Origin of the sequence: Streptomyces odontotermitis, from assembly GCF_050510915.1 — a bacterium.
Taxonomy (GTDB): Bacteria; Actinomycetota; Actinomycetes; order Streptomycetales; family Streptomycetaceae; genus Streptomyces.
In genome coordinates this window covers 34,401-60,088 of the sequence record NZ_JBNJLS010000002.1, presented here as the reverse complement: position 1 = coordinate 60,088, position 25,688 = coordinate 34,401, and the positions used below count along the sequence as shown (strand labels likewise).

The 25,688-nt window shown below is 71.2% G+C and carries 25 protein-coding genes; 18 read left to right on the top strand and 7 right to left on the bottom strand.

Going from position 1 to position 25,688, the window contains the following annotated elements; translation table 11 throughout:
• Nucleotides 1-91: 91 nt before the first annotated feature.
• Nucleotides 92-994: an SCO6745 family protein gene (locus tag ACQB60_RS06460; RefSeq protein ID WP_496924845.1), complete on the bottom strand. Its 903-nt coding sequence runs from the start codon at nt 992-994 to the stop codon at nt 92-94.
• Nucleotides 995-1,144: 150 nt separating this feature from the next.
• Between ACQB60_RS06460 and ACQB60_RS06455 the strand changes: the two genes are divergently transcribed.
• The gene (locus ACQB60_RS06455) at nt 1,145-2,203 is read left to right on the top strand and encodes a GlxA family transcriptional regulator (protein ID WP_496924844.1); all 1,059 of its coding nucleotides are present in this window, start codon (nt 1,145-1,147) and stop codon (nt 2,201-2,203) included.
• 51 nt (nt 2,204-2,254) lie between these two features.
• Nucleotides 2,255-2,902 (top strand): DJ-1/PfpI family protein, encoded by a 648-nt coding sequence (locus ACQB60_RS06450; RefSeq protein ID WP_496924843.1) that lies wholly within the window; start codon nt 2,255-2,257, stop codon nt 2,900-2,902.
• A gap of 9 nt (nt 2,903-2,911) precedes the next feature.
• Here the strand turns inward: ACQB60_RS06450 and ACQB60_RS06445 are convergent, their stop codons facing one another.
• On the bottom strand, nt 2,912-3,670 hold the full coding sequence (locus ACQB60_RS06445) for an enoyl-CoA hydratase/isomerase family protein (RefSeq protein ID WP_496924842.1): 759 nt from the start codon (nt 3,668-3,670) through the stop codon (nt 2,912-2,914).
• Nucleotides 3,671-3,839: 169 nt separating this feature from the next.
• On the opposite strand from ACQB60_RS06445, the gene ACQB60_RS06440 reads away from it, so the two are divergent.
• Nucleotides 3,840-4,571, top strand: a complete 732-nt coding sequence (locus ACQB60_RS06440; protein ID WP_496925621.1) for an HdeD family acid-resistance protein — start codon at nt 3,840-3,842, stop codon at nt 4,569-4,571.
• Nucleotides 4,572-4,700: 129 nt separating this feature from the next.
• A complete protein-coding gene (locus tag ACQB60_RS06435; RefSeq protein WP_496925620.1) occupies nt 4,701-5,177 on the top strand; it encodes an ATP-binding protein in 477 nt (158 codons plus the stop codon).
• Nucleotides 5,178-5,219: 42 nt separating this feature from the next.
• On the opposite strand, the gene idi is transcribed toward ACQB60_RS06435, so the two are convergent.
• The 5 genes from idi to galE all read right to left on the bottom strand — a co-directional run bounded on the left by idi (nt 5,220) and on the right by galE (nt 9,749).
• Nucleotides 5,220-5,813: an isopentenyl-diphosphate Delta-isomerase gene (gene idi, locus ACQB60_RS06430; protein ID WP_496924841.1), complete on the bottom strand. Its 594-nt coding sequence runs from the start codon at nt 5,811-5,813 to the stop codon at nt 5,220-5,222.
• Between the two features lie 121 nt (nt 5,814-5,934).
• Nucleotides 5,935-7,200, bottom strand: coding sequence for a bifunctional class I SAM-dependent methyltransferase/N-acetyltransferase (locus ACQB60_RS06425; RefSeq protein ID WP_496924840.1), 1,266 nt, complete (start codon nt 7,198-7,200; stop codon nt 5,935-5,937).
• A 224-nt stretch (nt 7,201-7,424) separates the two neighbouring features.
• Complete coding sequence (locus ACQB60_RS06420) at nt 7,425-7,562, bottom strand: hypothetical protein (RefSeq protein ID WP_496924839.1); 138 nt, start codon at nt 7,560-7,562, stop codon at nt 7,425-7,427.
• A 90-nt stretch (nt 7,563-7,652) separates the two neighbouring features.
• Nucleotides 7,653-8,594 (bottom strand): cation diffusion facilitator family transporter, encoded by a 942-nt coding sequence (locus ACQB60_RS06415; RefSeq protein ID WP_496924838.1) that lies wholly within the window; start codon nt 8,592-8,594, stop codon nt 7,653-7,655.
• Between the two features lie 168 nt (nt 8,595-8,762).
• Nucleotides 8,763-9,749, bottom strand: a complete 987-nt coding sequence (galE, locus tag ACQB60_RS06410) for a UDP-glucose 4-epimerase GalE (protein WP_496924837.1) — start codon at nt 9,747-9,749, stop codon at nt 8,763-8,765.
• Between the two features lie 269 nt (nt 9,750-10,018).
• On the opposite strand from galE, the gene ACQB60_RS06405 reads away from it, so the two are divergent.
• From ACQB60_RS06405 to hpnH, 14 genes are all read left to right on the top strand, one after another.
• A complete protein-coding gene (locus ACQB60_RS06405) occupies nt 10,019-11,824 on the top strand; it encodes a DUF5941 domain-containing protein (protein ID WP_496925619.1) in 1,806 nt (601 codons plus the stop codon).
• Nucleotides 11,821-12,573, top strand: a complete 753-nt coding sequence (locus tag ACQB60_RS06400; RefSeq protein WP_384830305.1) for a phosphocholine cytidylyltransferase family protein — start codon at nt 11,821-11,823, stop codon at nt 12,571-12,573. Before ACQB60_RS06405 ends, ACQB60_RS06400 begins: the two co-directional genes overlap by 4 nt.
• Nucleotides 12,561-13,625 (top strand): iron-containing alcohol dehydrogenase family protein, encoded by a 1,065-nt coding sequence (locus ACQB60_RS06395; protein WP_496924836.1) that lies wholly within the window; start codon nt 12,561-12,563, stop codon nt 13,623-13,625. Before ACQB60_RS06400 ends, ACQB60_RS06395 begins: the two co-directional genes overlap by 13 nt.
• On the top strand, nt 13,603-14,382 hold the full coding sequence (locus ACQB60_RS06390; protein WP_384830298.1) for a CDP-alcohol phosphatidyltransferase family protein: 780 nt from the start codon (nt 13,603-13,605) through the stop codon (nt 14,380-14,382). Before ACQB60_RS06395 ends, ACQB60_RS06390 begins: the two co-directional genes overlap by 23 nt.
• Before the next feature lie 20 nt (nt 14,383-14,402).
• Complete coding sequence (locus ACQB60_RS06385; RefSeq protein WP_496925618.1) at nt 14,403-15,275, top strand: glycosyltransferase family 2 protein; 873 nt, start codon at nt 14,403-14,405, stop codon at nt 15,273-15,275.
• 99 nt (nt 15,276-15,374) lie between these two features.
• Nucleotides 15,375-16,313, top strand: a complete 939-nt coding sequence (locus tag ACQB60_RS06380) for an ABC transporter permease (RefSeq protein WP_496924835.1) — start codon at nt 15,375-15,377, stop codon at nt 16,311-16,313.
• Nucleotides 16,306-17,085: an ABC transporter ATP-binding protein gene (locus ACQB60_RS06375; protein WP_384830292.1), complete on the top strand. Its 780-nt coding sequence runs from the start codon at nt 16,306-16,308 to the stop codon at nt 17,083-17,085. The genes ACQB60_RS06380 and ACQB60_RS06375 overlap by 8 nt, the downstream gene beginning before the upstream one ends.
• 348 nt (nt 17,086-17,433) lie before the next feature.
• The gene (gene hpnC, locus ACQB60_RS06370) at nt 17,434-18,336 is read left to right on the top strand and encodes a squalene synthase HpnC (protein WP_496924834.1); all 903 of its coding nucleotides are present in this window, start codon (nt 17,434-17,436) and stop codon (nt 18,334-18,336) included.
• Entirely contained in the window at nt 18,333-19,283 is a 951-nt protein-coding gene (gene hpnD / locus ACQB60_RS06365) for a presqualene diphosphate synthase HpnD (protein ID WP_496924833.1), read from the top strand. The genes hpnC and hpnD overlap by 4 nt, the downstream gene beginning before the upstream one ends.
• A gap of 88 nt (nt 19,284-19,371) precedes the next feature.
• On the top strand, nt 19,372-20,778 hold the full coding sequence (hpnE, locus tag ACQB60_RS06360) for a hydroxysqualene dehydroxylase HpnE (RefSeq protein WP_496925617.1): 1,407 nt from the start codon (nt 19,372-19,374) through the stop codon (nt 20,776-20,778).
• On the top strand, nt 20,775-21,905 hold the full coding sequence (locus ACQB60_RS06355) for a polyprenyl synthetase family protein (RefSeq protein WP_384830283.1): 1,131 nt from the start codon (nt 20,775-20,777) through the stop codon (nt 21,903-21,905). Before hpnE ends, ACQB60_RS06355 begins: the two co-directional genes overlap by 4 nt.
• 119 nt (nt 21,906-22,024) lie before the next feature.
• On the top strand, nt 22,025-24,019 hold the full coding sequence (gene shc, locus ACQB60_RS06350; protein WP_496924832.1) for a squalene--hopene cyclase: 1,995 nt from the start codon (nt 22,025-22,027) through the stop codon (nt 24,017-24,019).
• Nucleotides 24,019-24,663, top strand: a complete 645-nt coding sequence (locus tag ACQB60_RS06345; RefSeq protein ID WP_496924831.1) for a phosphorylase family protein — start codon at nt 24,019-24,021, stop codon at nt 24,661-24,663. The genes shc and ACQB60_RS06345 overlap by 1 nt, the downstream gene beginning before the upstream one ends.
• 5 nt (nt 24,664-24,668) lie before the next feature.
• Nucleotides 24,669-25,688 (top strand): adenosyl-hopene transferase HpnH, encoded by a 1,020-nt coding sequence (gene hpnH / locus ACQB60_RS06340; protein WP_384830274.1) that lies wholly within the window; start codon nt 24,669-24,671, stop codon nt 25,686-25,688.

The following is a 25,688-nucleotide window of genomic DNA, read 5'->3' as shown; positions in this document are numbered from 1 at the left end:
GGAACTCGGAGCAGCTCTCCTCACAGCCGCCCAACTCACGGCCGCTCAACTCACAGCCGCTCAACTCACGGCCGCTCTCCTCGCACCCGCTCTACTGAGAAGCGCTCTTCTTGCCCAGCAGATCCGCGGGGAAGGCACCCGCCTGAAGGGCCGCCCCCACGAAAGCGGTCCCGAGCTCGGTGAGGCGCTCGACGCCCGCCGCACCCAGGTGCTCGTACGGGGCCAGGTCCAGCCGGTCCGTGGCCAGCTCGATGCGCTGTCGCAGCTCGACACCCGCCTCGGTCAACTCGCCCTCCGCGTCCAGCACTCCACGCGCGCGGAGCCGCTCCTCGGCGGCGTCCCAGTCCTCCTGGGCCCAGCCCCGCGTGCCGAACACCCACTTCGGAGTCATGCCCTTGCCGGTCGCGGTGTGCGTCACCAGCGCCTCGATGCCGTCGAGCCCCGCGTCCATGAGGGCGACCAGGTGCCCGTCGCCCCGGTGCTCGCGCAGCAGGGTCGCGGCGTGCCAGTAGGCGAGGTGCGGCTCCTCCGGTACGGGCAGGTCGGCGTGGGCCGCGTACAGAGGGCGCCCGGCCCGCGAGCACGCCTCGGTCGCCCGCAGCGCGAGGTGGGCGGCCTCCGTCATCTCCGGTGAGGAGACGGCCTCGTCACCGAGGAGCCGGCGCAGCGCCCGGTCGGCACCCCGCAGCCGGGCGGCGAGCACGTCCTGCGGTGCCGCGACCTGCCACACCGCGGGCACGTGGCGGGCGATGAGCTCGTACTTGTAGTTGAAGAAGGTGGCGGCCACGGTGCCCGGACCGACGGCACCGAGAGCCGCACCACGGATGGCGAAGTTGACGGCCCGGGGATCACTCACCCCGAGGGCCCCCAGCTCCTCGCCCACCTCGGGGCAGAAGTAGTGGGTGGAGTGCAGGGAGTTGAGCACGTTGTGACAGCGCCGCCCCGCGCGCGGGGGCAGTGCTTCGGCCTGGGGCGAGGACGTGGTGGTGGTCATGGCTGCACGTTACCGACTGGTTGGTATGACGTGAAGGGCGGGCAGGGCCCTGACGTTCGTTCCCCGGACCGTGGCGCGGCTGCCGCGATGGCAGGAAAGGTGGGGTACTCGTCATTGCAGACACCGTCGGCCCGGCGAAGAATCGAAGCCATGGAGCAGAGCCGCGAGGGCCAGGGCCAGGGCCAGGGACGGAAGGACGGCGCGGCCGACGGCCGAGGCCGAAGCGACACTCCCCGCACCGTCCTCGTCCTCCTCTTCGACGACGTGCAGAGCCTCGACGTCACCGGTCCGGTCGAGGTGTTCGCCGGGGCCGCCGCCCACTTCGACGACCCGGACGCCACGTACCGCATCCGCACCGCCTCCCTCGACGGCGCACCCGTGCGCGCGTCCAGCGGGCTCACCCTCGTCCCGGACCACGCGCTCGCCGACGCCCCCGTGCCGCACACCCTCCTGGTGCCCGGCGGCCCGGGGAGCCGGGAGCCCGATCCGCACCTGATCGCGTGGCTGCGCGCCAACGCCCCGCACGTGCAGCGCATCGTCTCGGTGTGCACCGGCGCGATCCTGCTTGCCGAGGCGGGGCTCCTCGACGGGCGGCGGGCGACGACCCACTGGGCGTACTGCGAGACCCTCGCCCGCCGGCACCCGGCCATCACCGTCGAGCCGGACCCCATCTACGTACGCGACGGGAAGATCGCCACCTCCGCGGGCGTCACCGCGGGCATCGACCTCGCCCTGGCCCTCGTCGAGGAGGACCACGGCAGGGACGTGGCCCTCAGCGTCGCCCGGTACCTCGTCGTGTTTCTCCGACGCCCGGGAAACCAGGCGCAGTTCAGCGCCCAGCTGTCCGCGCAGACCGCCCGGCGCGCACCCCTGCGCGAGGTCCAGCAGTGGATCACCGAGCACCCCGGCGACGACCTCTCCGTGGAGACCCTCGCCGCCCGCGCCCGGCTCTCGCCCCGCCACTTCGCCCGCGCCTTCCAGGCCGAGACCGGCATGACACCCGGCAAATACGTCGAGCGCGTCCGCGTCGAGCACGCCCGGCGCCTCCTGGAGGACAGCCACGACGGCGTCGAGGAGATCTCCCGCGCCTGCGGCTACGGCACCCCCGAGGCGATGCGCCGGGCCTTCCTCAAGACCCTGGGCGCCGCCCCGGCGGAGTACCGCCGCCGCTTCCAGCCCAGCCCCACATCCAGCCCCACCGGCGCCTGAAGCCGGCCAGCCATCGGTACACCCAGCCACCCATGGAGAGGAACCCGCCCCATGCAGATCGCCATCGCCCTGTTCCCGCACTTCACGGCCCTCGACGCCGTCGGCCCCTACGAGACCCTCGGCCGCCTCCCCGGCGCCGACCTCGTCTTCGTCGCCGAACAGAAGGGTCCCGTCCGCGCGGACACCGACACCCTCGCGCTCGTCGCCGACAAGACCTTCGACGAGGTGCCGAACCCCGACATCGTGGTCGTCCCCGGTGGCCCGGGGCAGACCCCCCAGATGAAGAACGAGGCGATCCTGGGCTGGCTGCGCAGCGCCGACGCCACCAGCACGTGGACGACCTCGGTGTGCACCGGCTCGCTGCTCCTCGCCGCCGCCGGACTGCTCAAGGGCCGCCGCGCGACCTCCCATTGGCTGGCCCTCGACGCGCTGGCGGAGTTCGGGGCGCAGTCGACGGGGGAGCGGGTCGTCTTCGACGGCAAGTACGTGACGGCGGCCGGTGTCTCCTCCGGCATCGACATGGGTCTGACCCTGCTCGGCAGGATCGCGGGCGACGAGACCGCGCAGACCGTCCAGCTGCTCACCGAGTACGACCCGCAGCCGCCCTACGACGCGGGCTCCCCCGAGAAGGCGCCCGCGCACCTCGTCGAGAAGTTCCGCGAGCAGAGCCGCTTCAGCGAGGACGGAGCCCAGGGCTGAGCCGACGGCTCAGCCGGACGAGGCAGGCACCGTCCACGTGAAGCGCGGCTGCCTGCGCTCCAGGAAGGCGGCGACACCCTCCGCGGTGTCGCCGCTGCCGCGCGCCTGCTCCCCCCAGTACGCGTCCCGGTCCTGGCGCCCCGCGGCGAACTCCTTCGCCGCCGCCTGCGTCAGCTGGGAGCGTGAGACCAGGGTGCGGGTGAACTCCGCCACCCGCTTGTCGAGTTGGTCCCCTGCCAGCACCTCGTCCACGAACCCCGAGCGCAGCGCCCGCTCGGACCCGATCAACTCACCTGAAAAGAGCAGGTACTTGGCGGTCGAGGGACCGACGAGGGACACGAGGCGGCGCGTGGACGACGCGGGGTAGACGATCCCGAGCTTCGCCGGAGTGACCCCGAACGAGGCGTCCTCGGCGGCGAACCGCAGATCGCACGCCCCCGCCAGCTGACTGCCCCCGCCCACGCAGAACCCCCGCACCGAGGCCAGCGTCGGTTTGGGGAAGGCGGCGAGCGCGTCCTCGGCCCGCACCGCGAGCTCCTGCGCCTCGCCCGCCGAGCCCCGCAGCGAGGAGATGTCGGCACCCGCACAGAACGTGCCGCCCTCGCCCGTCAGCACGAGCACCCGCACCTCGGGGTCCGCGGCGAGCCCGTCGAGCAGCGGCGGCAGCGAGCGCCACATGTCCGCGGTCATCGCGTTGCGCTTGGCCGGGTGGTCGATGACGACGGTGGCGACACCGCCCGTGACGGCATGCCTCAGCTGCGGTTCCATGCGCCGGATGCTATCCGCCCGCCTCGAACGTACGATCAAGAAGGGGGCGACTCTGCGACGCGCACGCGGACGGACGGAGACGTTGATGGCCCTCTTGCACAAGCACCCCAAGCAAACCGACGACCGACCGGACCCGAGAACGGACCCGAGAACGGACCCGAGTACGGACCTGGAAACGGGTCCGACAGCGGCCCGGACAGCGGGCCCGGCATCCGACCCGAAGGCCGACGGTCCACCGGCACCCGACAGCCGCCCGGCGGAGCCCCCGCGCCCCGCCGCGGACCCGGGCCCCCGGGGCGCCAAGCTCAAGCGCAGCTTCGGCTGGCTCGCCTTCCTCGGCTCGATCCTGGTCCTCGCCGGGATCGTCGGCCTGTTCTACACCGGCATCGTCACCCTGACCTCGATGCTCCTGTTCGGCTGGCTGCTGCTCATCGGCGGCACCGTCGGCCTGCTGCACGCGGTCCAGGCCCGTGGCACCAACTTCTTCTGGCTCGGCGTGGTCGTGGCCGCGCTGGACATCGCGGCGGGCGTCGTGGTCGTCACGCGGCCCCACGTGGCGGCGGAGGCGCTGACCATGTTCGCCGCGCTGCTGTTCCTGACCGGCGGCGTGTTCCGGCTCATCGGCAGCCTCGTGGTGCGCGGCCCGCAGTTCCCCGTGACGCTGCTGCAGGGCGCCTTCGGGCTGCTCCTGGGCGTCCTGGTGCTCGCGGAGTGGCCGAGCAGCAGCCAGTACGTGATCGGCTGCTTCTTCTCGCTGGCGCTGCTCTTCGACGGGCTGGGCCTGTTCGCGGCCGGCCTCGGCGGGCGCCGCATCGTCAGCCTCGTCGCGGGGGACACGGCCGTACAAACCGAAAAAACCGCGAAGGCGGAACAAGAAGGGCAGGAGCAGTCGCACAACTGACGCCGTCATACTCCGGCGATCAAAAGCCGTCGATAGTCGCTGACTTCTGGTCAGTTCTCCGGTACGGACCAGCGCGTTCTCAACACTCGTCGTGTGGTGACAATCGAGCGCAAGGGCGGCGACCGGACGATGGAGAACGACGGGAGGGGCGCCGGCCCACTCCCTCGGGCCGGCGGAGAGGTGCCGTACGAGGGAGTGTGGCGGTTCACCGCCCCCGCCGTCGACGCATCGGTGCCCCAAGCCCGGCACGCGGTACGGGACTTGCTGGCCCGGCAGGGCGTGCCCGCGGCGGACGACCTCGTCCAGGGGCTGCTGCTGATCGTCTCGGAGCTGGTCACCAACGCGGTGCGGCACGCGGCCCTGCTCTCGCCGATGCTCGCCGTGGAGGTGGCGGTCGGCGCCGAGTGGGTGCGCGTCTCCGTCGAGGACAACCACCCGTACCGCCCGACCGCCCTGGTGGCCGACCACGGACAGACGGGCGGCCGCGGGCTGCTCCTCGTGCGCGAGATCACCCGCGAGGCGGGCGGCGCCTGCGACGTCGAGCACACCGCGAGCGGGGGCAAGGTCATCTGGGCGGCCCTGCCCCTCAAGCCCAACGTGCTCTGACCGTACGGGAGTCGACGACCCCCGTACGGTGCCCGGTGGCGGCTACCAGCCCGCCGAGGTGCCGGTCAGCTCCTTGATGGCGGGCCGCGCCGCGTCCAGGACCGTCATGAACCACGCGGAGAACGGGTCCTGTTCGTGCCGGGCCGCGAGCTCACGCGCCGTCACGAAGGCCGTCGCCCCGACCTCCTCCGGGTCCGGCTGCAACTGGGACTGCACCATCCCCACGAAGAGGTGGTTGAACTCCTGCTCCACCAGACCGGAGTCCGGGTCCGGGTGGTTGTAGCGCACCGTGCCCGCCTCGGCGAGCAGCGAGGGCGAGACGCCCAGCTCCTCGTACGTCCGGCGGGCGGCCGCGGCGAACGGGGCCTCTCCCGGGTAGGGGTGGCCGCAGCAGGTGTTGGACCAGACCCCGGGGGAGTGGTACTTGCCGAGGGCCCGCTGCTGGAGCAGCAGCCGCCCCTGCTCGTCGAAGAGGAACACGGAGAAGGCCCGGTGCAACTGCCCTGGTGCCTGGTGCGCGGCGAGTTTCTCCGCTGTGCCGATCGTCTTGCCGTCCTCGTCGACCAGTTCGAGCAAGATCGCTTCTCCGGTGCCGTTCGACGAGCTGTTCGCCGCGGTGGCAGGTGTGATCGGCATACCCATCCTTCGCTTCGGTCTTCGAGCCTCAAGTCTGCCGTACGTATCCGGCGCTCCGGGCACTGCGGGGCCGCATGTCCCCCGCGCCCCGAAAGGGACGCGGGGGACATGCGGCGCACCGTCAGACGCCGAATGCCGCCGGATACCTGATCGTGCCCTGCGGCACGGCCGGGGAACCGTCGGCGCCGTCCCACACGAGCGCCATCATGGCCTCGTCCGGCACGTCGAAGGGCGCCCTGATCCCGTATCGGGAGGCGGGCACGAAGCCGAACTTCGGGTAGTACTCGGGGTGTCCGAGCACCAGGACCAGCTCCTCGCCCCGCGCGCGGGCCGCGGCCAGCACGGCGTGCACGACGGCCGAACCGGCCCCCGAGCGCTGCTGGTCCGGGAGCACGGCGCAGGGCGCGAGGGCGAGCGCCGGAGCACCGTCCACCCGGCACCGGGTGATCAGCGCGTGCGCCACGACCTGGCCGTCCGCCGCCTCCGCGACGTACGAAAGGCCGGGCAGCCACGCGTCTCCGTCGAGCCGCAGCGCGTCCACGAGGTCGGCCTCGGCCTCGGTGGGGAACGCGGCGGCGTTCACCGCGTGCACGGCGGAGATGTCCGCGCCGGTCTCGGGCCGGGTGCGCCAGCCGCTGGGGTCGGCCGGGCGCAGCACGTACCCGCTGTAGCCGTACTCGCCGCCGTGGTCCCGCCGCATGGCCAGCTCCTCGCGGGTGGCGGCGAGTGCCTCGGCCATGCCAGGGGCGCCGGGGTCGGCCGCCTCGGCGCGGGCCCGCAGCGGGCCGTAGTACTCGTCCCAGTCGGACTCCGGCTGGTGGTGGACGCCGAGCACGCTGTACCCGGCGGCCGTGGCGGCGCGGAGGTTCTCGTCCCCCGTACGCAGCCGGTAGTGCCGGTCCCAGAAGGCGCGGGCCGCCGGGGACGGGTCGGGGCCGGTCCACTCGCACTCGGTGAGCACGAGCGTGCCGCCGGGCGCGAGCAGCCGCCGCCATGCGCGCAGGGCCGTGTCGAAGCCGATGCTGTAGGCCGAGCTCTCGGCCCAGATCAGGTCGAACGAACCATCCTGATAGGGGAGTTCGGCCATGTCCGCCTTGACCGCGTGGACCGATCCGTCGAGCCCGCGGGCCCGTGCGGCCGCCCGCAGCTCGTCGAGGAACGGCTCGTGCAGATCGACCGCGGTCACCTCGGCTCCCGCCTCGGCGGCGAGGAGCAGGGCGGAGCGGCCCGGGCCGCAGCCCAGGTCCAGCACGCGCGGGCGGCTCGGCAGCGGTCCGGCGAGCCCGAGGAGGTGCCGGGTGGTGGCGTCCGAGCCCGGACCCTGCCGCGGCAGCCCGTGGTGCAGGGAGAAGAAGGCGTGGGTGATGTCGTCGTTGTGCTCAGTCAACGTGGGAAACCCTTGAGATGAGGGGCCCGGCCTGACGGCGTACGAGAACGTACGCAAGGAAAAAAGGAGAGGGTCAGCCGCGAGCCCGGAGAGTGGGGATGCGTGCGTCGCCGCTGCACGGAGCAGCGCTTGTCGCGACAGTCATCAACCCACCTCCTCATACATCTCAAGATCTCTGGCCACCGTACCACGCACGGTGACGGCCACGTCTGGTACGTCCCGGGTCAGGCGGACGACGGCCACCACGTCCTGCGGATGTCCGCCCGGACTTCGGGGCGCTCCGCCCGCTCCTGCTCGCTCTCCTGGTCCGCACGTCGCGAGGTGCGCTTGCCCACGGGCTTCTGGGCCTTGAGCTGACGCATGGGAACTCCCTTGGGTCCGAGGCCACTGGCTTCACAGAGTGGTCCCGCTGCCGACCCCGGGGAGGGAGTCCGACAGGAGCGCGAAAGGGCTCAGTGGCAGACCTTCGCCTCGTGCTCCGCATGGCCGCTCGGCTCGAGCTGGAACGTGCAGTGCTCGACGTCGAAGTGGTCGCCGAGGCAGCCCTGGAGTTCGTGCAGCATCTTCTCGTTGCCGATCGCGTTCAGCGTCTCCGAGCTCACCACCACGTGGGCGGAGAGCACCGGCAGCCCCGAGGTGATCGTCCAGGCGTGCAGGTCGTGGACGTCCTCGACGCCCGGGAGATCGAGTATGTGGGTGCGGACCTCCGCCACGTCGACGCCCTTGGGGGCCGCCTCCAGGAGGACGTTGAGGGTCTCGCGCAGCAGCTTCACGGTGCGCGGGACGATCATGAAGCCGATCACGAGCGAGGCGACCGGGTCGGCCGCCTGCCAGCCCGTCGTCAGGATGAGCGTCGCCGACACCAGGACCGTCAGCGAGCCCAGGGTGTCCGCGAGGACCTCAAGGAAGGCGCCCCGCACGTTGAGGCTCTCCTTCTGGCCGCGCATCAGCAGCGACAGCGACACCATGTTCGCGAACAGACCGAAGAGCGCGAAGCCGATCGCCAGGGCGCCGTCCGTCTCTGCCGGGTGGAAGAAGCGCTGGACGGCCTCGTAGAGGACGTAGCCGCCGACGCCGAACAGGAGCAGACAGTTGGCGAGCGCCGCCAGGATCTCGGCGCGGGCGTAGCCGAAGGTGTGGTTGCCGGTGGCCGGGCGGTTCGCGAACCGGATCGCGAGCAGGGCCATGCCGAGGCCGAGCGCGTCCGTCGCCATGTGGGCCGAGTCGGCGAGCAGCGCGAGGGAGTCGGCCATGAAGCCGCCGATGATCTGCGCGACCATCACGGAGAGCGTGATGCACAGCGCGACGCGCAGTCTCCCCACGTACGCCGCGGCCGCGGTCCCGGTGGGCGGTGGCCCTCCGTGCGTATGCCCGTGGTCGTGCCCAGCCCCCATGGGAAAGCTCCTCCCGATCGCTGTTCCGTGCCGGTCGAGGGATCAGTGAACTACTGGTGGGGGGTATCTGGCAACGCGGCACTGAACACCGTTGTCATCTCCCCTGACCTGCGGAAACACCCTGCAGGTCAGGGGAGTGGAGCGACCCGGATGAGGCCCGGGGCGCGTTCAGCCGCGCGCCGCCTCCGGGTGGTGCAGCAGCCACCCGTCCCACGCCGACTCGACCATGTCGCGCACCCCGCGCCGGGCCGTCCAGCCGAGCTCCTTGGCGGCCAGGCCCGCGTCCGCGACGGCGCGCGGGGCGTCCCCGGCGCGGGCGGGCTCGACCAGAGGAGTACGGGCGTCACCGGTCACCTCACCGATGAGGGTGACGAGTTCGCGTACGGAAACGCCTTCACCCCGGCCGATGTTGACGGTCAGATCGCCGTCGATGCCGTCCTCCGCGAGGCGCCGGGCCGCGGCCAGGTGCGCCTCGGCGAGATCGGCGACGTGGATGTAGTCGCGCACGCAGGTGCCGTCCGGTGTCGGGTGGTCGGCGCCGAAGATCCGCGGGGCCTCGCCCCGGGTGAGCCGGTCGAAGACCATCGGGATCACGTTGAAGACCCCGGTGTCCGCGAGTTCCGGGCTCGCCGCCCCCGCCACGTTGAAGTACCGCAGGCACACCGTCGAGATGCCGTGCGCCCGCCCGGCGGCCCGCACCAGCCACTCCCCGGCCAGCTTCGTCTCGCCGTACGGGGAGACGGGCGCGCACGGCGTGGCCTCCGTGACCAGGTCGGCCTCCGGCGGATTGCCGTACACCGCAGCCGACGACGAGAAGACGAACCGCCGCACCCCGGCCTCGGCCACCGCCTCCAGGAGCGTGGTCAGGCCGCCCACGTTCTCGCGGTAGTAGCGCAGCGGCTCCTCCACGGACTCGCCGACCTGCTTGCGCGCCGCGAGGTGCACCACCCCCGTCACCTCGTGCTCGGCGAACACCCGCCGCAGCAGCTCCCCGTCGAGCGAGGAGCCCCGTACGAGGGGGATGCCCTCCGGCAGCCGCTGCGGCACCCCCGACGAGATGTCGTCGAGCACGACCACGCGCTCTCCCGCACCGGCCATCACCCGCGCCACATGTGCCCCGATATAACCCGCTCCGCCTGTGATCAGCCATGTCATGGAAGCCCACCCTATGGGGCCTCTATGGCGCCTCTATGGGGCGGTTCCGCCCGCGGTTTGTGAGGTCGGGCCCCGATCGACAATGATGATCTCGGCGGTCGCGGCACACGCAGACCGCGCTGATCGGGCCGTGAACGGGCGATGAACGCCCGCTTCCATTCATCCGATAGCCTCTGCCGACATGCCGCCAGGCCGTGTCCGGCCAGGGGTGCCCCCGTACGCGGTCGTGCCCGGCGCGAGCCGCGCCGTGATCCAAGGAGTGAGTTCGTCTGTCGACCGCCATTCTCACCGGTCAGCCGGTCCCTGGCTCGTCACTCGAAGGCGATCTGCGGTCCCTCGGCTTCGACGTGCGTGGCGCCTCGGACGCGGCGGACACCGAGGCCCTGCTCGCCGCCGTCCCGGCCGGTGAGCGCGTCGCGGTCGTCGACACCCGCTTCGTGGGCCATGTCCACGCGCTGCGCCTCGGCCTCACCGACCCGCGCTTCGACGCCTCCGCGGTGCCCGGCGCCGTCTCCGTACAGCCGCAGGCGCGCGGTCAGCTGACGCGTGCCCTGCGCGCGGCGGCGGCCGCCCCCGCCGAGAGCGGCACCACCGTCACCACGCAGGCCGCGCTGCCGGACCACCTCGCCGCCGCCATGGAGGCCGAGGGCGACGCCGTGCACCGGCCCGACCTCGGTACCCTCGTCGCCGCCGTCCCCTCCGACCCGCAGGCCCGCAACGAGGCCCGGCAGGCCGTGGACGCCGTCGACGAGGAGGCCGTACGGCTGCGCACGGCGGTCAAGTCGCGCGACGGCTTCTTCACCACGCACTTCATCTCTCCCTACTCCCGCTACATCGCCCGCTGGTGCGCCCGGCGCGGCCTGACCCCGAACCAGGTCACGACCGCGTCCCTGATCACCGCCCTGATCGCGGCGGGCTGCGCGGCCACCGGCACCCGCGGCGGCTTCGTCGCGGCCGGCCTGCTGCTCCTGTTCTCCTTCGTCCTGGACTGCACGGACGGGCAGCTGGCCCGCTACTCCCTGCAGTACTCGACGCTCGGCGCCTGGCTCGACGCGACCTTCGACCGGGCCAAGGAGTACGCCTACTACGCGGGCCTCGCGCTCGGCGCGGCCCGCGGCGGCGACGACGTGTGGGCGCTCGCGCTCGGCGCGATGATCCTGCAGACCTGCCGCCACGTCGTGGACTTCTCCTTCAACGAGGCGAACCACGACGCGACCGCCAACACCAGCCCCACCGCGGCCCTTTCGGACAAGCTCGACAGCGTCGGCTGGACGGTCTGGGTGCGCCGGATGATAGTGCTGCCGATCGGTGAGCGCTGGGCCATGATCGCCGTACTGACGGCGCTGACCACCCCGCGGATCACCCTCGTCGTGCTCCTCGTCGGCTGTGCGATCGCCGCCTGCTACACCACGGCGGGGCGCGTCCTGCGCTCGCTGACCCGCAAGGCGACCCGCACCGACCGGGCCGCCGAGGCACTGCGCGACCTCGCCGACAACGGCCCGCTGGCCGGGCTCTTCTCGCGCTTCGTGCTCGGCCCCCGGATGCAGGGGGCGCCGGTGTTCGCCTTCGCGGGCGGCGCCGCGCTCATCGGCACGGCGCTCGCCAACTCCTACGGCAGCATCGTCGTCGTGGTGGGCGCCGCGGTGTATGTCGCCTTCTCCGGCCTCGCCCTCGCCCGGCCCCTCAAGGGCCCCCTCGACTGGCTGGTTCCGCCGTTCTTCCGCGCCGCCGAATACGGGACGGTACTGGTACTGGCGGCCAAAGCCGATGTGAACGGGGCGCTGCCCGCGGCTTTCGGCCTGGTGTCCGCGGTCGCCTACCATCACTACGACACGGTGTACCGCATCCGCGGCAACGCCGGCGCGCCCCCGCACTGGCTGGTGCGGGCGATCGGCGGGCAAGAGGGCAGGACCCTGGTGGTCGCACTGGCCGCCGTCCTGCTGACCGACACAGATTTCCGCGTCGCGCTCACGGCTCTCGCCGTGGCCGTCGCACTCGTGGTGCTCATCGAGAGCATCCGCTTCTGGGTGTCCTCCGGAGCACCCGCCGTACACGATGAAGGAGAACCCGCATGATCGGCCTCGTCCTTGCGGCAGGCGCCGGACGGCGTCTGCGTCCCTACACCGAAACGCTGCCCAAGGCGCTGGTGCCCGTCGTGGGCGAGGGGACCGAGAACGAGCTGGCTGTGCTCGACCTCACCCTCAAGAACTTCGCCGAGATCGGCCTGACCGAGGTCGCCATCATCGTCGGCTACCGCAAGGAGGCCGTGTACGACCGCAAGGCCGCCCTGGAGGCGAAGTACAACCTCAAGCTGACGCTGATCGACAACGACAAGGCCGAGGAGTGGAACAACGCCTACTCCCTGTGGTGCGGCCGTGACGCGATCAAGCACAGCGTGATCCTCGCCAACGGCGACACCGTGCACCCGGTCTCCGTCGAGAAGACCCTGCTCGCCGCCCGCGGCGACGGCAAGAAGATCATCCTCGCCCTGGACACGGTGAAGAACCTGGCCGACGAGGAGATGAAGGTCATCGTGGACCCCGAGAAGGGCGTCCAGAAGATCACGAAGCTGATGGACCCGGCGACGGCCACCGGTGAGTACATCGGCGTCACCCTCATCGAGGGCGAGGCCGCCGACGAGCTCGCCGACGCCCTGAAGACCACCTTCGAGCGCGACCCCGACCTCTACTACGAGGACGGCTACCAGGAGCTCGTCAACCGCGGCTTCAAGATCGACGTCGCGCCGATCGGCGACGTCTCGTGGGTCGAGATCGACAACCACGACGACCTCGCCAAGGGCCGGGAGATCGCGTGCCAGTACTGACGAGGCTCATCCCCTCGCCGGTCGTCGTCGACATCAGGGCGGGGGCGCTCAACGACCTCGCCACCGTCCTCGCCGACCAGCGGATCTGCTCGTCGACCGGCAAGCTCGCCATCGCCATCAGCGGCGGCTCCGGCGCGGTGCTCCGTGAGCGCCTGGCGCCCTCGCTGCCCAACGCCGAGTGGTTCGAGGTGGGCGGCGGCACGCTCGACGACGCCATCAAGCTCGCCGACGCCATGAAGAAGGGTCGCTACGACGCGGTCGTGGGCCTCGGCGGCGGCAAGATCATCGACTGTGCCAAGTTCGCCGCGGCGCGCGTCGGCCTGCCGCTGGTCGCCGTCGCGACGAACCTGTCGCACGACGGCCTGTGCTCGCCGGTCGCGACCCTCGACAACGACGCGGGCCGCGGCTCGTACGGGGTGCCGAACCCGATCGCCGTGGTCATCGACCTCGACGTGATCCGTGAGGCCCCGGTCCGCTTCGTGCGCTCGGGCATCGGTGACGCCCTGTCCAACATCTCCGCGGTCGCGGACTGGGAGCTCGCCGCCCGCGAGCGCGGCGAGGACATCGACGGGCTGGCCGCGGCCATGGCCCGGCAGGCCGGCGAGGCCGTGCTCCGCCACCCCGGCGGCGTCGGCGACGACGGCTTCCTTCAGGTCCTGGCGGAGGGCCTGGTCCTCACCGGCATCTCCATGTCGATCTCGGGCGACTCCCGGCCCGCGTCCGGCGCCTGCCACGAGATCAACCACGCCTTCGACCTGCTCTTCCCCAAGCGCGCGGCCAGCCACGGCGAGCAGTGCGGCCTGGGCGCGGCCTTCGCGATGCACCTGCGCGGGGCCCACGAGGAGTCGGCGTTCATGGCGCAGGTCCTGCGGAGGCACGGACTGCCCGTCCTTCCGGAGGAGATCGGCTTCACCGTGGACGAGTTCGTCCAGGTCGTGGAGTTCGCTCCGCAGACCCGTCCGGGCCGCTACACGATCCTCGAACACCTCGACCTCTCCACCGACCAGATCAGGGACGCATACGCCGACTATGCAAAAGCCATCGGTAGCTGAGCTCCGCCCGGTCGTTCACCCCGCGGGGGTGAAGGACCGGCGGAGCGGCGAGCACTGGGGCGGACGGCTCTACATGCGCGAGATCTCGCTGCGCATCGACCGCCACCTGGTGAACACCAAGGTCACGCCCAACCAGCTGACCTACCTGATGACCGTCTGCGGCGTCCTCGCGGCCCCGGCCCTGCTCGTTCCGGGCATCTGGGGCGCGGCCCTCGGTGTCGTCGCGGTCCAGCTGTATCTGCTGCTCGACTGCGTCGACGGCGAGATCGCCCGGTGGCGCAAGCAGTACTCGCTCGCCGGTGTCTGGATGGACCGCGTCGGCGCCTATCTCACCGACGCGGCCGTCCTCGTCGGCTTCGGCCTGCGCGCCGCCGACCTGTGGGGCTCGGGCCGGATCGACTGGCTGTGGGCGTTCCTCGGCACGCTCGCCGCGCTCGGCGCCATCCTGATCAAGGCCGAGACGGACCTGGTCGCCGTGGCCCGCGCACAGAGCGGCAAGGAGCAGGTGAAGGAAGCCGCGTCCGAGATGCGCGGCTCCGGCATGGCCCTGGCCCGCAAGGCCGCCGCCGCACTGAAGTTCCACCGCCTGATCCTGGGCATCGAGGCGTCCCTGCTGATCCTGGTCCTGGCGATCGTGGACCAGATCCGGGGCGACCTGTTCTTCTCGCGGCTCGGCGTCGCCGTCCTCGCCGGGATCGCGCTCCTGCAGACCCTGCTGCACCTCGTGTCCATCCTGGCCTCGAGCAGGCTCAAGTGAGTACGGCAGGGGACAAGACGATGAAGGTCGGCGCGGTCATCATCACGATGGGCAACCGGCCGCAGGAGCTGCGCGCCCTCCTCGACTCGGTCGCCAAGCAGGACGGCGACCCGGTCGAGGTGGTCGTGGTCGGCAACGGCGCCCCCGTCCCGGAGGTGCCCGCCGGGGTGCGCACCGTCGAGCTGCCCGAGAACCTGGGCATCCCCGGCGGCCGCAACGTCGGCATCGAGGCGTTCGGCCCCGGCGGCACCGACGTCGACGTCCTGCTCTTCCTGGACGACGACGGCCTGCTCGCGAACATGGACACGGCCCAGCTGTGCCGCGAGGCGTTCGCCGCCGACCCCAAGCTCGGCATCATCAGCTTCCGCATCGCGGACCCGGACACCGGCGAGACCCAGCGCCGCCACGTGCCGCGCCTGCGCGCCTCCGACCCGATGCGCTCCTCGCGCGTGACGACCTTCCTCGGCGGCGCCAACGCCGTCCGCACGAAGGTCCTCGCCGAGGTCGGCGGGCTGCCCGGTGAGTTCTTCTACGCGCACGAGGAGACCGACCTCGCCTGGCGGGCCCTCGACGCGGGCTGGATGATCGACTACCGCTCCGACATGGTCCTGTTCCACCCGACGACCGCCCCCTCCCGGCACGCGGTCTACCACCGCATGGTCGCCCGCAACCGCGTCTGGCTGGCCCGCCGCAATCTGCCCGCGCTCCTGGTGCCGGTCTACCTCGGCGTCTGGATGCTGCTCACGCTGGCCCGGCGCCCCTCGGGCCCCGCCCTCAAGGCGTGGTTCGGCGGCTTCAAGGAGGGCTGGGCCACCCCGTGCGGTCCGCGCCGCCCCATGAAGTGGCGTACGGTGTGGCGCCTGACCCGACTGGGCCGACCTCCTGTCATCTGACAAGCTCGGATCTGAGAGCATGCGGGCCATACCCCGGTCCCTGGCCCTCCATGCCTATGCCCGACCGGCCTGCGCTTCTGAAGACGAAAGTTTCCACTCGTGAGTGAGACAACGCATGACGGCGGGGTTGCGGTGACCGCGCCCCCGTCGCCCGATGACGGGCTCTCCCTGGCCGAGCTCGCCGCCAAGTACGGTCTGACCGTCAGCGGCGCCCGGCCCGGACTTTTCGAGTACGTCCGCCAGCTCTGGGGACGGCGCCACTTCATTCTCGCCTTCTCGCAGGCGAAGCTGACCGCCCAGTACAGCCAGGCCAAGCTCGGCCAGCTGTGGCAGGTGGCCACGCCGCTGCTGAACGCCGCGGTCTACTTCTTCATCTTCGGCCTGCTGCTCGGCGGCCGGGGCGGCATGGGCAACGACGTCTACATCCCGTTCCTGGTGACGGGTGTCTTCGTCTTCACCTTCACGCAGAGCTCCGTGATGGCCGGTGTGCGGGCGATCTCGGGGAATCTGGGTCTGGTGCGGGCGCTGCACTTCCCGCGCGCCTCGCTGCCCATCTCCTTCTCGCTGCAGCAGCTCCAGCAGCTGCTGTTCTCCATGATCGTCCTGGTGGTCGTGCTCCTCGGCTTCGGGCACTTCCCGGCCTGGTCGTGGCTGCTGGTCGTGCCGGCCCTGGCGCTGCAGTTCCTCTTCAACGTCGGCCTGGCCATGATCATGGCGCGGATGGGGTCCAAGACGCCCGACCTCGCCCAGCTCATGCCCTTCGTCCTGCGGACCTGGATGTACGCGTCCGGCGTGATGTTCCCGCTGAGCCACATGCTGGACAAGGCCAGCGCCCCGTCCTGGGTCGCGGACGCGCTCCTCGCCAACCCGGCGGCGGTCTACATGGACCTGATGCGGTACGCGCTCATCGACGACATCGGCAAGTACCAGGAGCTGCCGCCGCACGTCTGGGCGCTCGCGCTCGGCTGGGCCGTCGTCACCGGCGTCGTCGGCTTCGTGTACTTCTGGAAGGCTGAGGAGAGGTACGGCCGTGGCTGAGCAGAGGGCCGACGCCCATATCCCCACCGTCATCGCCGACGAGCTGCACATCGTCTACCGCGTCAACGGAGCCAAGACCGGCAAGGGCAGCGCCACCGCGGCGCTGAGCCGGATGTTCAAGCGCGGCGAGGAGCGCGGGGTCCGCAAGGTGCACGCCGTGCGCGGCGTCAGCTTCGCCGCGTACCGCGGCGAGGCCATCGGCCTGATCGGCTCCAACGGCTCCGGCAAGTCGACGCTGCTGCGGGCCATCGCCGGTCTGCTCCCCGCCGAGAAGGGCAAGGTCTACACCGACGGCCAGCCCTCGCTCCTGGGCGTCAACGCGGCCCTGATGAACGACCTGACGGGGGAGCGCAACGTCATACTCGGCGGGCTCGCGATGGGCATGTCCCGCGAGCAGATCCGGGAGCGGTACCAGGAAATCGTCGACTTTTCGGGAATCAACGAAAAGGGCGACTTCATCACGCTCCCGATGCGCACCTACTCCTCCGGTATGGCGGCCCGTCTCCGCTTCTCCATCGCGGCCGCCAAGGACCACGACGTCCTCATGATCGACGAGGCCCTCGCCACCGGCGACCGGAAGTTCCAGAAGCGCTCCGAGGCCCGCATCCGCGAGCTCCGCAAGGAGGCGGGCACCGTCTTCCTCGTCAGCCACAACAACAAGTCGATCCGCGACACCTGTGACCGGGTGCTGTGGCTGGAGCGCGGCGAGCTCCGCATGGACGGCCCGACCGACGAGGTCATCAAGGAGTACGAGAAGTTCACCGGGAAGTAGCCCCCGGGGTTCCTTCCCCAGTCCTTCCCGAGCGTCAGGGTCCCACCGGAATCACCTCCGGCGGGACCCTGACGTCTTTTCAGCCGACATTCACCCCGTCCGCCTCTCAACTCCCAGTAGTTCAGGGAAGATTGACGCCAATCGGTGCGTTGTTGTGATGTGCAGAACACCCCGACGAAGCGCCGTTGGTTGTACAACGTAAGCTGTACCGGTGCTGATTCGCGGCAAGTGGGGTGATATCGCACGGGGTCCTGGGGGAGGGGCCTGCTGCGCCAGGCGGGGTGCCGAGCGGCGTGTCCGAAATAGGATGTATTGGGTCGGCAGTGTAGAACGGGAGTCGTGACGGCAATGGCTACGGATGATCTCCAGCTCCACGCTGCGTCAGCCGTCCTCGACAAGGCCGCGGACGAGAACTTTCCCGTGGCCCCCTTCTTCCTCCCCAAGGCGTGGCGCGCCGACCTCATGGCCGTCTACGGCTTCGCCCGGCTCGTCGACGACATCGGTGACGGCGACCTCGCCCCCGGCGGCGCCGACGCCCGCTTCCTCGGCGTGGACCCGCAGGCCGCCGACGACCGCCTCGTCCTCCTCGACGCCTTCGAGGCCGATCTGCGCCGCGTCTTCAGCGCCACCGAGGAGCCCGGCCACCCGCTGCTGCGCGCGCTGCGCCCCACGGTGCGCCGCCGCGAGCTCACCCCCGAGCCCTTTCTGGCCCTGATCGAGGCCAACCGCCAGGACCAGCTCGTCAGCCGGTACGAGACCTACGACGACCTCCTCGCCTACTGCGAGCTCTCCGCGAACCCGGTCGGCCGCCTCGTCCTCGCCCTCACCGGCACCGCGACCCCCGAGCGCATCCGCCGCTCGGACGCGGTGTGCACGGCCCTCCAGATCGTGGAGCACCTCCAGGACGTGAGCGAGGACCTCGGCCGGGACCGGATCTACCTGCCCGCCCAGGACATGAAGCGCTTCCACGTCCAGGAGCGGGATCTGGCCGTCCCCACGGCAGGCGCGTCGGTGCGCGCACTGGTTGCATATGAAGCAGAACGCGCCCACTGCCTCCTGAATGAAGGCACCCCCCTGGTGGGTAGCGTCCACGGCAGGCTGAAGGTGCTCTTGGCCGGATTCGTGGCAGGGGGGAGGGCGACGGTCCATGCGATCGCCGCCGCCGGATACGACGTACTTCCAAGGCCGCCGAAGCCCACGAAGCTCCGTTTGGTGCGCGAGGTGGGAGCGGTTCTGCGAGGAGAGGGGTGAGCCGGACCGTGGAGGGAGACCCGCACGTGTCCGCGCCGGTACTCGCCGCGTACAGCTACTGCGAGGCCGTTACCGGGCAGCAGGCACGTAATTTCGCGTACGGCATCAGACTGCTGCCGACGCCCAAACGCCGCGCGATGTCGGCGCTCTACGCCCTGTCACGGCGCGTGGACGACATCGGTGACGGGGAGCTCCCCGTGGACGTGAAGGCGGTGCGGCTCGACGAGACCCGGGCGCTGCTCGCCCGCATCCGCGAGGGGGACGTGGCGGAGGACGACACCGACCCGGTGGCCGTCGCGCTCGCGCACGCCGCGGCGAACTTCCCGCTCCCGCTCGGCGGCTTCGACGAGCTCATCGACGGCGTCCTGATGGACGTGCGCGGCGAGACCTACGAGACGTGGGAGGACCTCAAGGTCTACTGCCGCTGTGTGGCCGGGGCGATCGGGCGGCTCTCGCTCGGCGTCTTCGGCACCGAGCGGGGGGCGCTGAACGCGGAGCGCGCGCCGGAGTATGCCGACACGCTCGGCCTGGCGCTCCAACTCACCAACATCCTCAGGGACGTTCGCGAGGACGCCCAGGGCGGGCGCACCTACCTGCCCGCCGACGATCTCGCCAAGTTCGGCTGCTCCGCGGGCTTTTCGGGCTCCGAGCCGCCGGCGGGCTCCGACTTCGCCGGGCTCGTGCACTTCGAGGTGCGGCGCGCGCGGGCCCTGTTCGCCGAGGGCTACCGGCTGCTTCCGCTGCTCGACCGGCGCAGCGGGGCCTGCGTCGCGGCGATGGCGGGGATCTACCGGCGCCTGCTCGACCGCATCGAGCGGGAGCCCGAGGCGGTGCTGCGGGGCCGGGTCTCGCTGCCCGGTCGCGAGAAGGCGTACGTCGCCGTGCGCGGCCTGTCCGGACTCGATGCGCGCTCCGTCTCCCGGCAGACCGTCAGGAGACGTACGTGATGCGCGGACAGCGGCAGGCAACCCTCCGCGCCGAGGCGGCGTCCCAGACTGCAACGACCGAAGGGGAGGGTGCATGAGCAGCGAGGACATGCGGCCCGGCGGGGTCGAAGAGGATCGTGCGGGCCGTCCGGGAAGGACGGCCGCTGTAGTCGTGGGCGGTGGTCTCGCCGGGATCACCGCCGCCCTCTCGCTCGCCGACGCCGGGATGCGGGTGACGCTGCTCGAGGGACGCCCGCGCCTGGGCGGGCTCGCCTTCTCCTTCCAGCGCGGCGAGTTGACCGTCGACAACGGCCAGCACGTCTATCTGCGCTGCTGCACCGCCTACCAGTGGTTCCTCGACCGGGTCGAGGGGCGCCACCTGGCGCCGCTGCAGGAACGTCTCGACGTACCCGTGCTCGACGCCGACAAGAAGCGCCTCGGACGCCTGCGCCGGGCCGCGCTGCCCGTGCCGCTGCACCTCGCCGCCAGCCTCGCCACCTACCCGCACCTCTCGCTCGCCGAGCGCGCCAAGGTGGGCCGCGCCTCGCTCGCCCTCAAGGGCCTGGACCTCGCCGACCCCGCCCTGGACACCCAGGACTTCGGGACCTGGCTCGCCAGGCACGGGCAGTCGCCGCGCGCCATCGAGGCGCTCTGGGACCTCGTCGGCGTCGCCACCCTCAACGCGGTCGCGGGCGACTCCTCGCTCGCTCTCGCCGCGATGGTCTTCAAGACGGGGCTGCTCTCCGACCCGGGCGCCGCGGACATCGGCTGGGCCCGTGTGCCCCTCGGTGACCTGCACGACGGGCTCGCCCGCAAGGCGCTCGACTCCGCGGGCGTACGCACGGAACTGAGGACAAAGGTCACCTCCATCTCCCGTATGGAGAACGGCAGTTGGGGCGTCGATGTTCCCGGCGAGCGGATCGAGGCCGACACCGTGGTGCTCGCCGTGCCGCAGGCCGAGACCCACGACCTGCTGCCGGACGGCGCCCTCGACGAGCCCGACCGGCTCCTGGACATCGACACCGCGCCGATCCTCAACATCCATGTGGTGTACGACCGCAAGGTGCTCAAGCGGCCCTTCTTCGCCGCGCTCGGCACCCCCGTCCAGTGGGTCTTCGACCGGACCGAGGCATCGGGCCTGGCCGACGGGCAGTACCTGGCGGTCTCCCAGTCGGCCGCGCAGGACGAGATCGACGCGCCCGTCGCCGCACTGAGAGAGCGCTATCTCCCGGAGCTGGAGCGCCTGCTGCCCGCGGCGCACGGCGCCGAGATCCGGGACTTCTTCGTCACGCGCGAGCGCACCGCGACGTTCGCGCCCACACCCGGAGTGGGCAGGCTGCGGCCCGGCGCCCGCACCCGGGCCCCCGGCCTGTACCTGGCCGGCGCGTGGACCGCCACCGGCTGGCCCGCGACCATGGAGAGCGCCGTGCGCAGTGGCATCAGCGCGGCCAGGGCCGCTCTCTCCACACTCGACCGCCCCCGCGATCATCTCTTCGCTTTCGAGGAGGCGGCGTGAAGCTCGACGTCCTGGGGTCAGGTCCCCAGGAACCCCGCACCGGAACAAGAGGAGAGACTGTGCCGACTGTGCCCTCGGCCGAAACGGCTGCCGACACGGTGGACGTGACCTCACTGCTCGAGCGCGGAAGGACGCTGGCCACCCCGGTGCTGCGGGCCGCGGTGGACCGCCTCGCGCCCCCCATGGACACCGTCGCCGCCTACCACTTCGGCTGGATCGACGCCGCGGGCAACCCGTCCGACGGTGACGGCGGCAAGGCCGTGCGCCCCGCGCTCGCCCTGCTCTCCGCCGAGGCCGCCGGTGCCGCCCCCGAGGTCGGCGTGCCCGGCGCGGTCGCCGTCGAACTCGTCCACAACTTCTCGCTCCTGCACGACGACCTGATGGACGGCGACGAACAGCGCCGCCACCGCGACACCGTGTGGAAGGTGCACGGCCCCGCGCAGGCCATCCTCGTGGGCGACGCCCTGTTCGCCCTCGCCAACGAGATCCTCCTGGAGCTCGGCACCGTCGAGGCGGGCCGCGCCACCCGCCGCCTCACCACCGCGACCCGCGCCCTCATCGACGGCCAGGCGCAGGACATCTCGTACGAGCACCGGGAGCGCGTCAGCGTCGTCGAGTGCCTGGAGATGGAGGGCAACAAGACCGGCGCGCTGCTCGCCTGCGCGGTCTCCATCGGCGCCGTGCTCGGCGGCGCGGACGACCACACCGCGGACACCCTGGAGAAGTACGGCTACCACCTCGGCCTCGCCTTCCAGGCCGTGGACGACCTGCTCGGCATCTGGGGCGACCCGGAGGCCACCGGCAAGCAGACGTGGAGCGACCTGCGGCAGCGCAAGAAGTCCCTGCCGGTCGTGGCCGCGCTCGGTGCGGGCGGTCCCGCCTCCGAGCGGCTCGGCGAGCTCCTCGCCGCCGACGCCAAGAGCAATGACTTCGACAACTTCTCCGAGGAGGAGTTCGCCGCGCGCGCCGCTCTCATCGAAGAGGCGGGCGGGCGCGAGTGGACCGCCGAGGAGGCCCGGCGCCAGCACGCCGTCGCCATCGAGGCGCTGGACAGCATCCAGATGCCGGACCGGGTGCGGGCGCAGCTGGTCGCGCTCGCCGACTTCGTCGTCGTACGAAAGAGATGATCACTATCGCGCGGATATGACTCGCAGTCGCCGGCCGGAGCGCACCCGTCTTCGGGGCGCGCCGGCCGACGGTCGACCCACAGCAGAGGTACCAACTGCAGCTGCACGAAGGGGAAGCCATGACAGCGACGACCGACGGAAGCACCGGAGCGGTGACGCCCCCTGCGCCCTCGGCCACCGAAACAACCGACACGACCCCCGAGACGGCCGGGACACAGGACGCCGCCAAGCGAGCCATACAACGCTCGACAGACTTCCTGCTCTCCCGGCAGGACGCCCAGGGCTGGTGGAAGGGCGACCTCGACACGAACGTGACGATGGACGCCGAAGACCTGCTCCTGCGCCAGTTCCTCGGCATCAGGGACGAGCAGACCACGCGCGCCGCTGCGCTCTTCATCCGCGGCGAGCAGCGCGACGACGGCACGTGGGCCACCTTCTACGGCGGCCCCGGCGAACTCTCCACCACCATCGAGGCGTACGTCGCGCTGCGCCTCGCCGGTGACGCCCCGGACGCCCCGCACATGGCGAAGGCGTCCGCGTGGGTGCGCGCGCAGGGCGGCATCGCGGCCAGCCGCGTCTTCACCCGCATCTGGCTGGCCCTCTTCGGCTGGTGGAAGTGGGACGACCTGCCCGAACTGCCGCCGGAGCTCATCTACTTCCCGAAGTGGTTCCCGCTCAACATCTACGACTTCGGGTGCTGGGCGCGGCAGACCATCGTGCCGCTCACCATCGTCTCCGCGAAGCGCCCGGTCCGCCCGGCGCCGTTCCCGCTCGACGAGCTGCACACCGACGTACGCGTGCCGAACCCGCCCAAGGCCCCTTCGCCGGTGGCGAGTTGGGACGGCGTCTTCGAGCGCCTCGACAAGGCGCTGCACATGTACCACAAGGTCGCGCCGCGCCGGCTGCGCAAGGCGGCGATGAACAGCGCCGCCCGCTGGATCATCGAGCGGCAGGAGAACGACGGCTGCTGGGGCGGCATCCAGCCCCCGGCGGTCTACTCGGTCATCGCCCTGCACCTGCTCGGTTACGACCTCCAGCACCCCGTCCTGAAGAGCGGGTTGGAGTCCCTCGACCGGTTCGCCGTGTGGCGCGAGGACGGGGCGCGGATGATCGAGGCGTGCCAGTCGCCCGTCTGGGACACCTGCCTCGCCACCATCGCGCTCGCCGACGCGGGCCTGCCCGCCGACCACCCGCAGCTGGTGAGGGCCGCCGACTGGATGCTGGGCGAGCAGATCGTGCGCCCCGGCGACTGGTCGGTGCGCAAGCCCCAACTGCAGCCCGGCGGCTGGGCGTTCGAGTTCCACAACGACAACTACCCGGACATCGACGACACCGCCGAGGTGGTCCTCGCGCTGCGCCGGGTCGAGCACCCGGACCCGGACCGGGTGGAGAACGCCATCGCGCGGGGCGTGCGCTGGAACCTCGGCATGCAGTCGAAGAACGGCGCCTGGGGCGCCTTCGACGTCGACAACACCAGCCCGCTCCCCAACAAGCTGCCGTTCTGCGACTTCGGCGAGGTCATCGACCCGCCGTCCGCCGACGTCACCGGGCACGTCGTGGAGATGCTCGCGATCGAGGGCAAGGCCCACGACCCGCGCACCCGGCGCGGCATCGAGTGGCTGCTCGCCGAACAGGAGCCGAACGGCGCCTGGTTCGGGCGCTGGGGCGTCAACTACGTGTACGGGACGGGGTCGGTGGTGCCCGCCCTGACCGCGGCCGGGCTTCCCGGCTCGCACCGGGCGATCCGGCGGGCCGTGAGCTGGCTGGAGTCGGTGCAGAACGAGGACGGCGGCTGGGGCGAGGACCTGCGCTCCTACCGCGAGGAGAAGTGGATCGGGCACGGCGCCTCGACCGCGTCGCAGACCGCCTGGGCGCTGCTCGCGCTCCTCGCGGCCGGCGAGCACGGTTCCAAGGCCGTGGAGCGGGGCGTCGCCTGGCTCGCCGAGACCCAGCGTGAGGACGGCTCGTGGGACGAGCCGTACTTCACCGGGACCGGCTTCCCCTGGGACTTCTCCATCAACTACCACCTGTACCGGCAGGTGTTCCCGCTGACCGCTCTGGGCCGGTACGTCAACGGCGAGCCGTTCACGGGCTGCTCCGGCAAGGGGAGCTGATGGCCGGAACCTCGGCCGGCTCCGCGCCGCTGCTGATCGCCTGCGCGCTCGGCATCGAGCACCTCGCCCTGCGCACCGGTGACCGCAGCGGCTCGCCTGGGGCCGTGACCGTGCTGCGTACCGGCATGGGGCCCAAGAACGCCGAGCGCTCCGTCACCACGGCGCTCGGCCGGGACGCCCTGTCCGGCGCGGCCGTCGTGGCCACCGGCTTCTGTGCCGGGCTCGCCCCCGGGATGCACCCCGGTGACCTCGTGGTCGCCGAGGAGACCCGGGACCCGCACGGCCGCACGCCGTGCGAGGGCACCGACCTGCTCGTCAAGGAGCTGGTGCGGGCCGTGCCCGGCCGCACCGTGCACACCGGGCCGCTCACCGGCTCCGACCACGTCGTGCGCGGCCATGAGCGCGCCGACCTGCTCGCCACGGGTGCGATCGCGGTGGACATGGAGTCCGCAGCGACGCTGCGCAGCGCCGTGCGCGCCGGACACCGCCCCGTTGCGGCCGTCCGGGTGGTCGTGGACGCCCCACAGCACGAACTCGTCCGTATCGGCACAGTGCGCGGTGGAATATCAGCTTTCCGCGTTCTTCGTGCCGTGCTTCCCGCTTTCTTCGAATGGCACCGTTCTTCGCTGCTCCCCCGGAGGTGAGCCAGATGGCTATGCCGCTGCGCCAGTCAGTCAAGGTCGCGACGTACCTTTTTGAACAGAAGCTGCGCAAGCGGGACAAGTTCCCGCTGATCGTCGAGTTGGAGCCGCTTTTCGCGTGCAATCTGAAGTGCGAGGGCTGCGGAAAGATCCAGCACCCCGCCGGAGTGCTCAAGCAGCGGATGCCGGTGGCGCAGGCCGTGGGCGCGGTCCTGGAATCGGGCGCGCCGATGGTCTCCATCGCCGGCGGCGAACCGCTGATGCACCCTCAGATCGATGAGATCGTGCGGCAGTTGGTGGCCAAGAAGAAGTATGTCTTCCTGTGCACCAACGCGATGCTGCTCCGCAAGAAGATGGACAAGTTCAAGCCCTCTCCCTATTTCGCGTTTGCCGTGCACATCGACGGAATGCGGGAGCGGCACGACGAATCCGTCGCGAAGGAGGGCGTGTTCGACGAGGCGGTGGAGGCCATCAAGGAGGCCAAGCGGCGCGGCTTCCGGGTCACCACCAATTCGACGTTCTTCAACACGGACACCCCGCAGACCATCATTGAGGTCCTCAACTTCCTCAATGACGACCTGAAGGTGGACGAGATGATGCTCTCGCCCGCCTATGCCTATGAGAAGGCCCCGGACCAGGACCACTTCCTGGGCGTGGAGCAGACCCGCGAGCTCTTCAAGAAGGCGTTCGCGGGCGGCAATCGGCGCCGCTGGCGGCTCAACCACTCGCCGCTGTTCCTGGACTTCCTCGAGGGCAAGGTCGACTTCCAGTGCACGGCGTGGGCGATCCCGAACTACTCGCTCTTCGGCTGGCAGCGACCCTGCTACCTGATGAGCGACGGGTACGTGCCCACGTACCGGGAGCTCATCGAGGAGACCGACTGGAGCAAGTACGGCCGGGGCAAGGACCCGCGGTGCGACAACTGCATGGCGCACTGCGGCTACGAGCCGACCGCCGTCCTCGCCACGATGGGCTCCCTGAAGGAGTCGATCCGCGCGGCCCGCGAGAGCGTCGCCGGGAACCGGTGA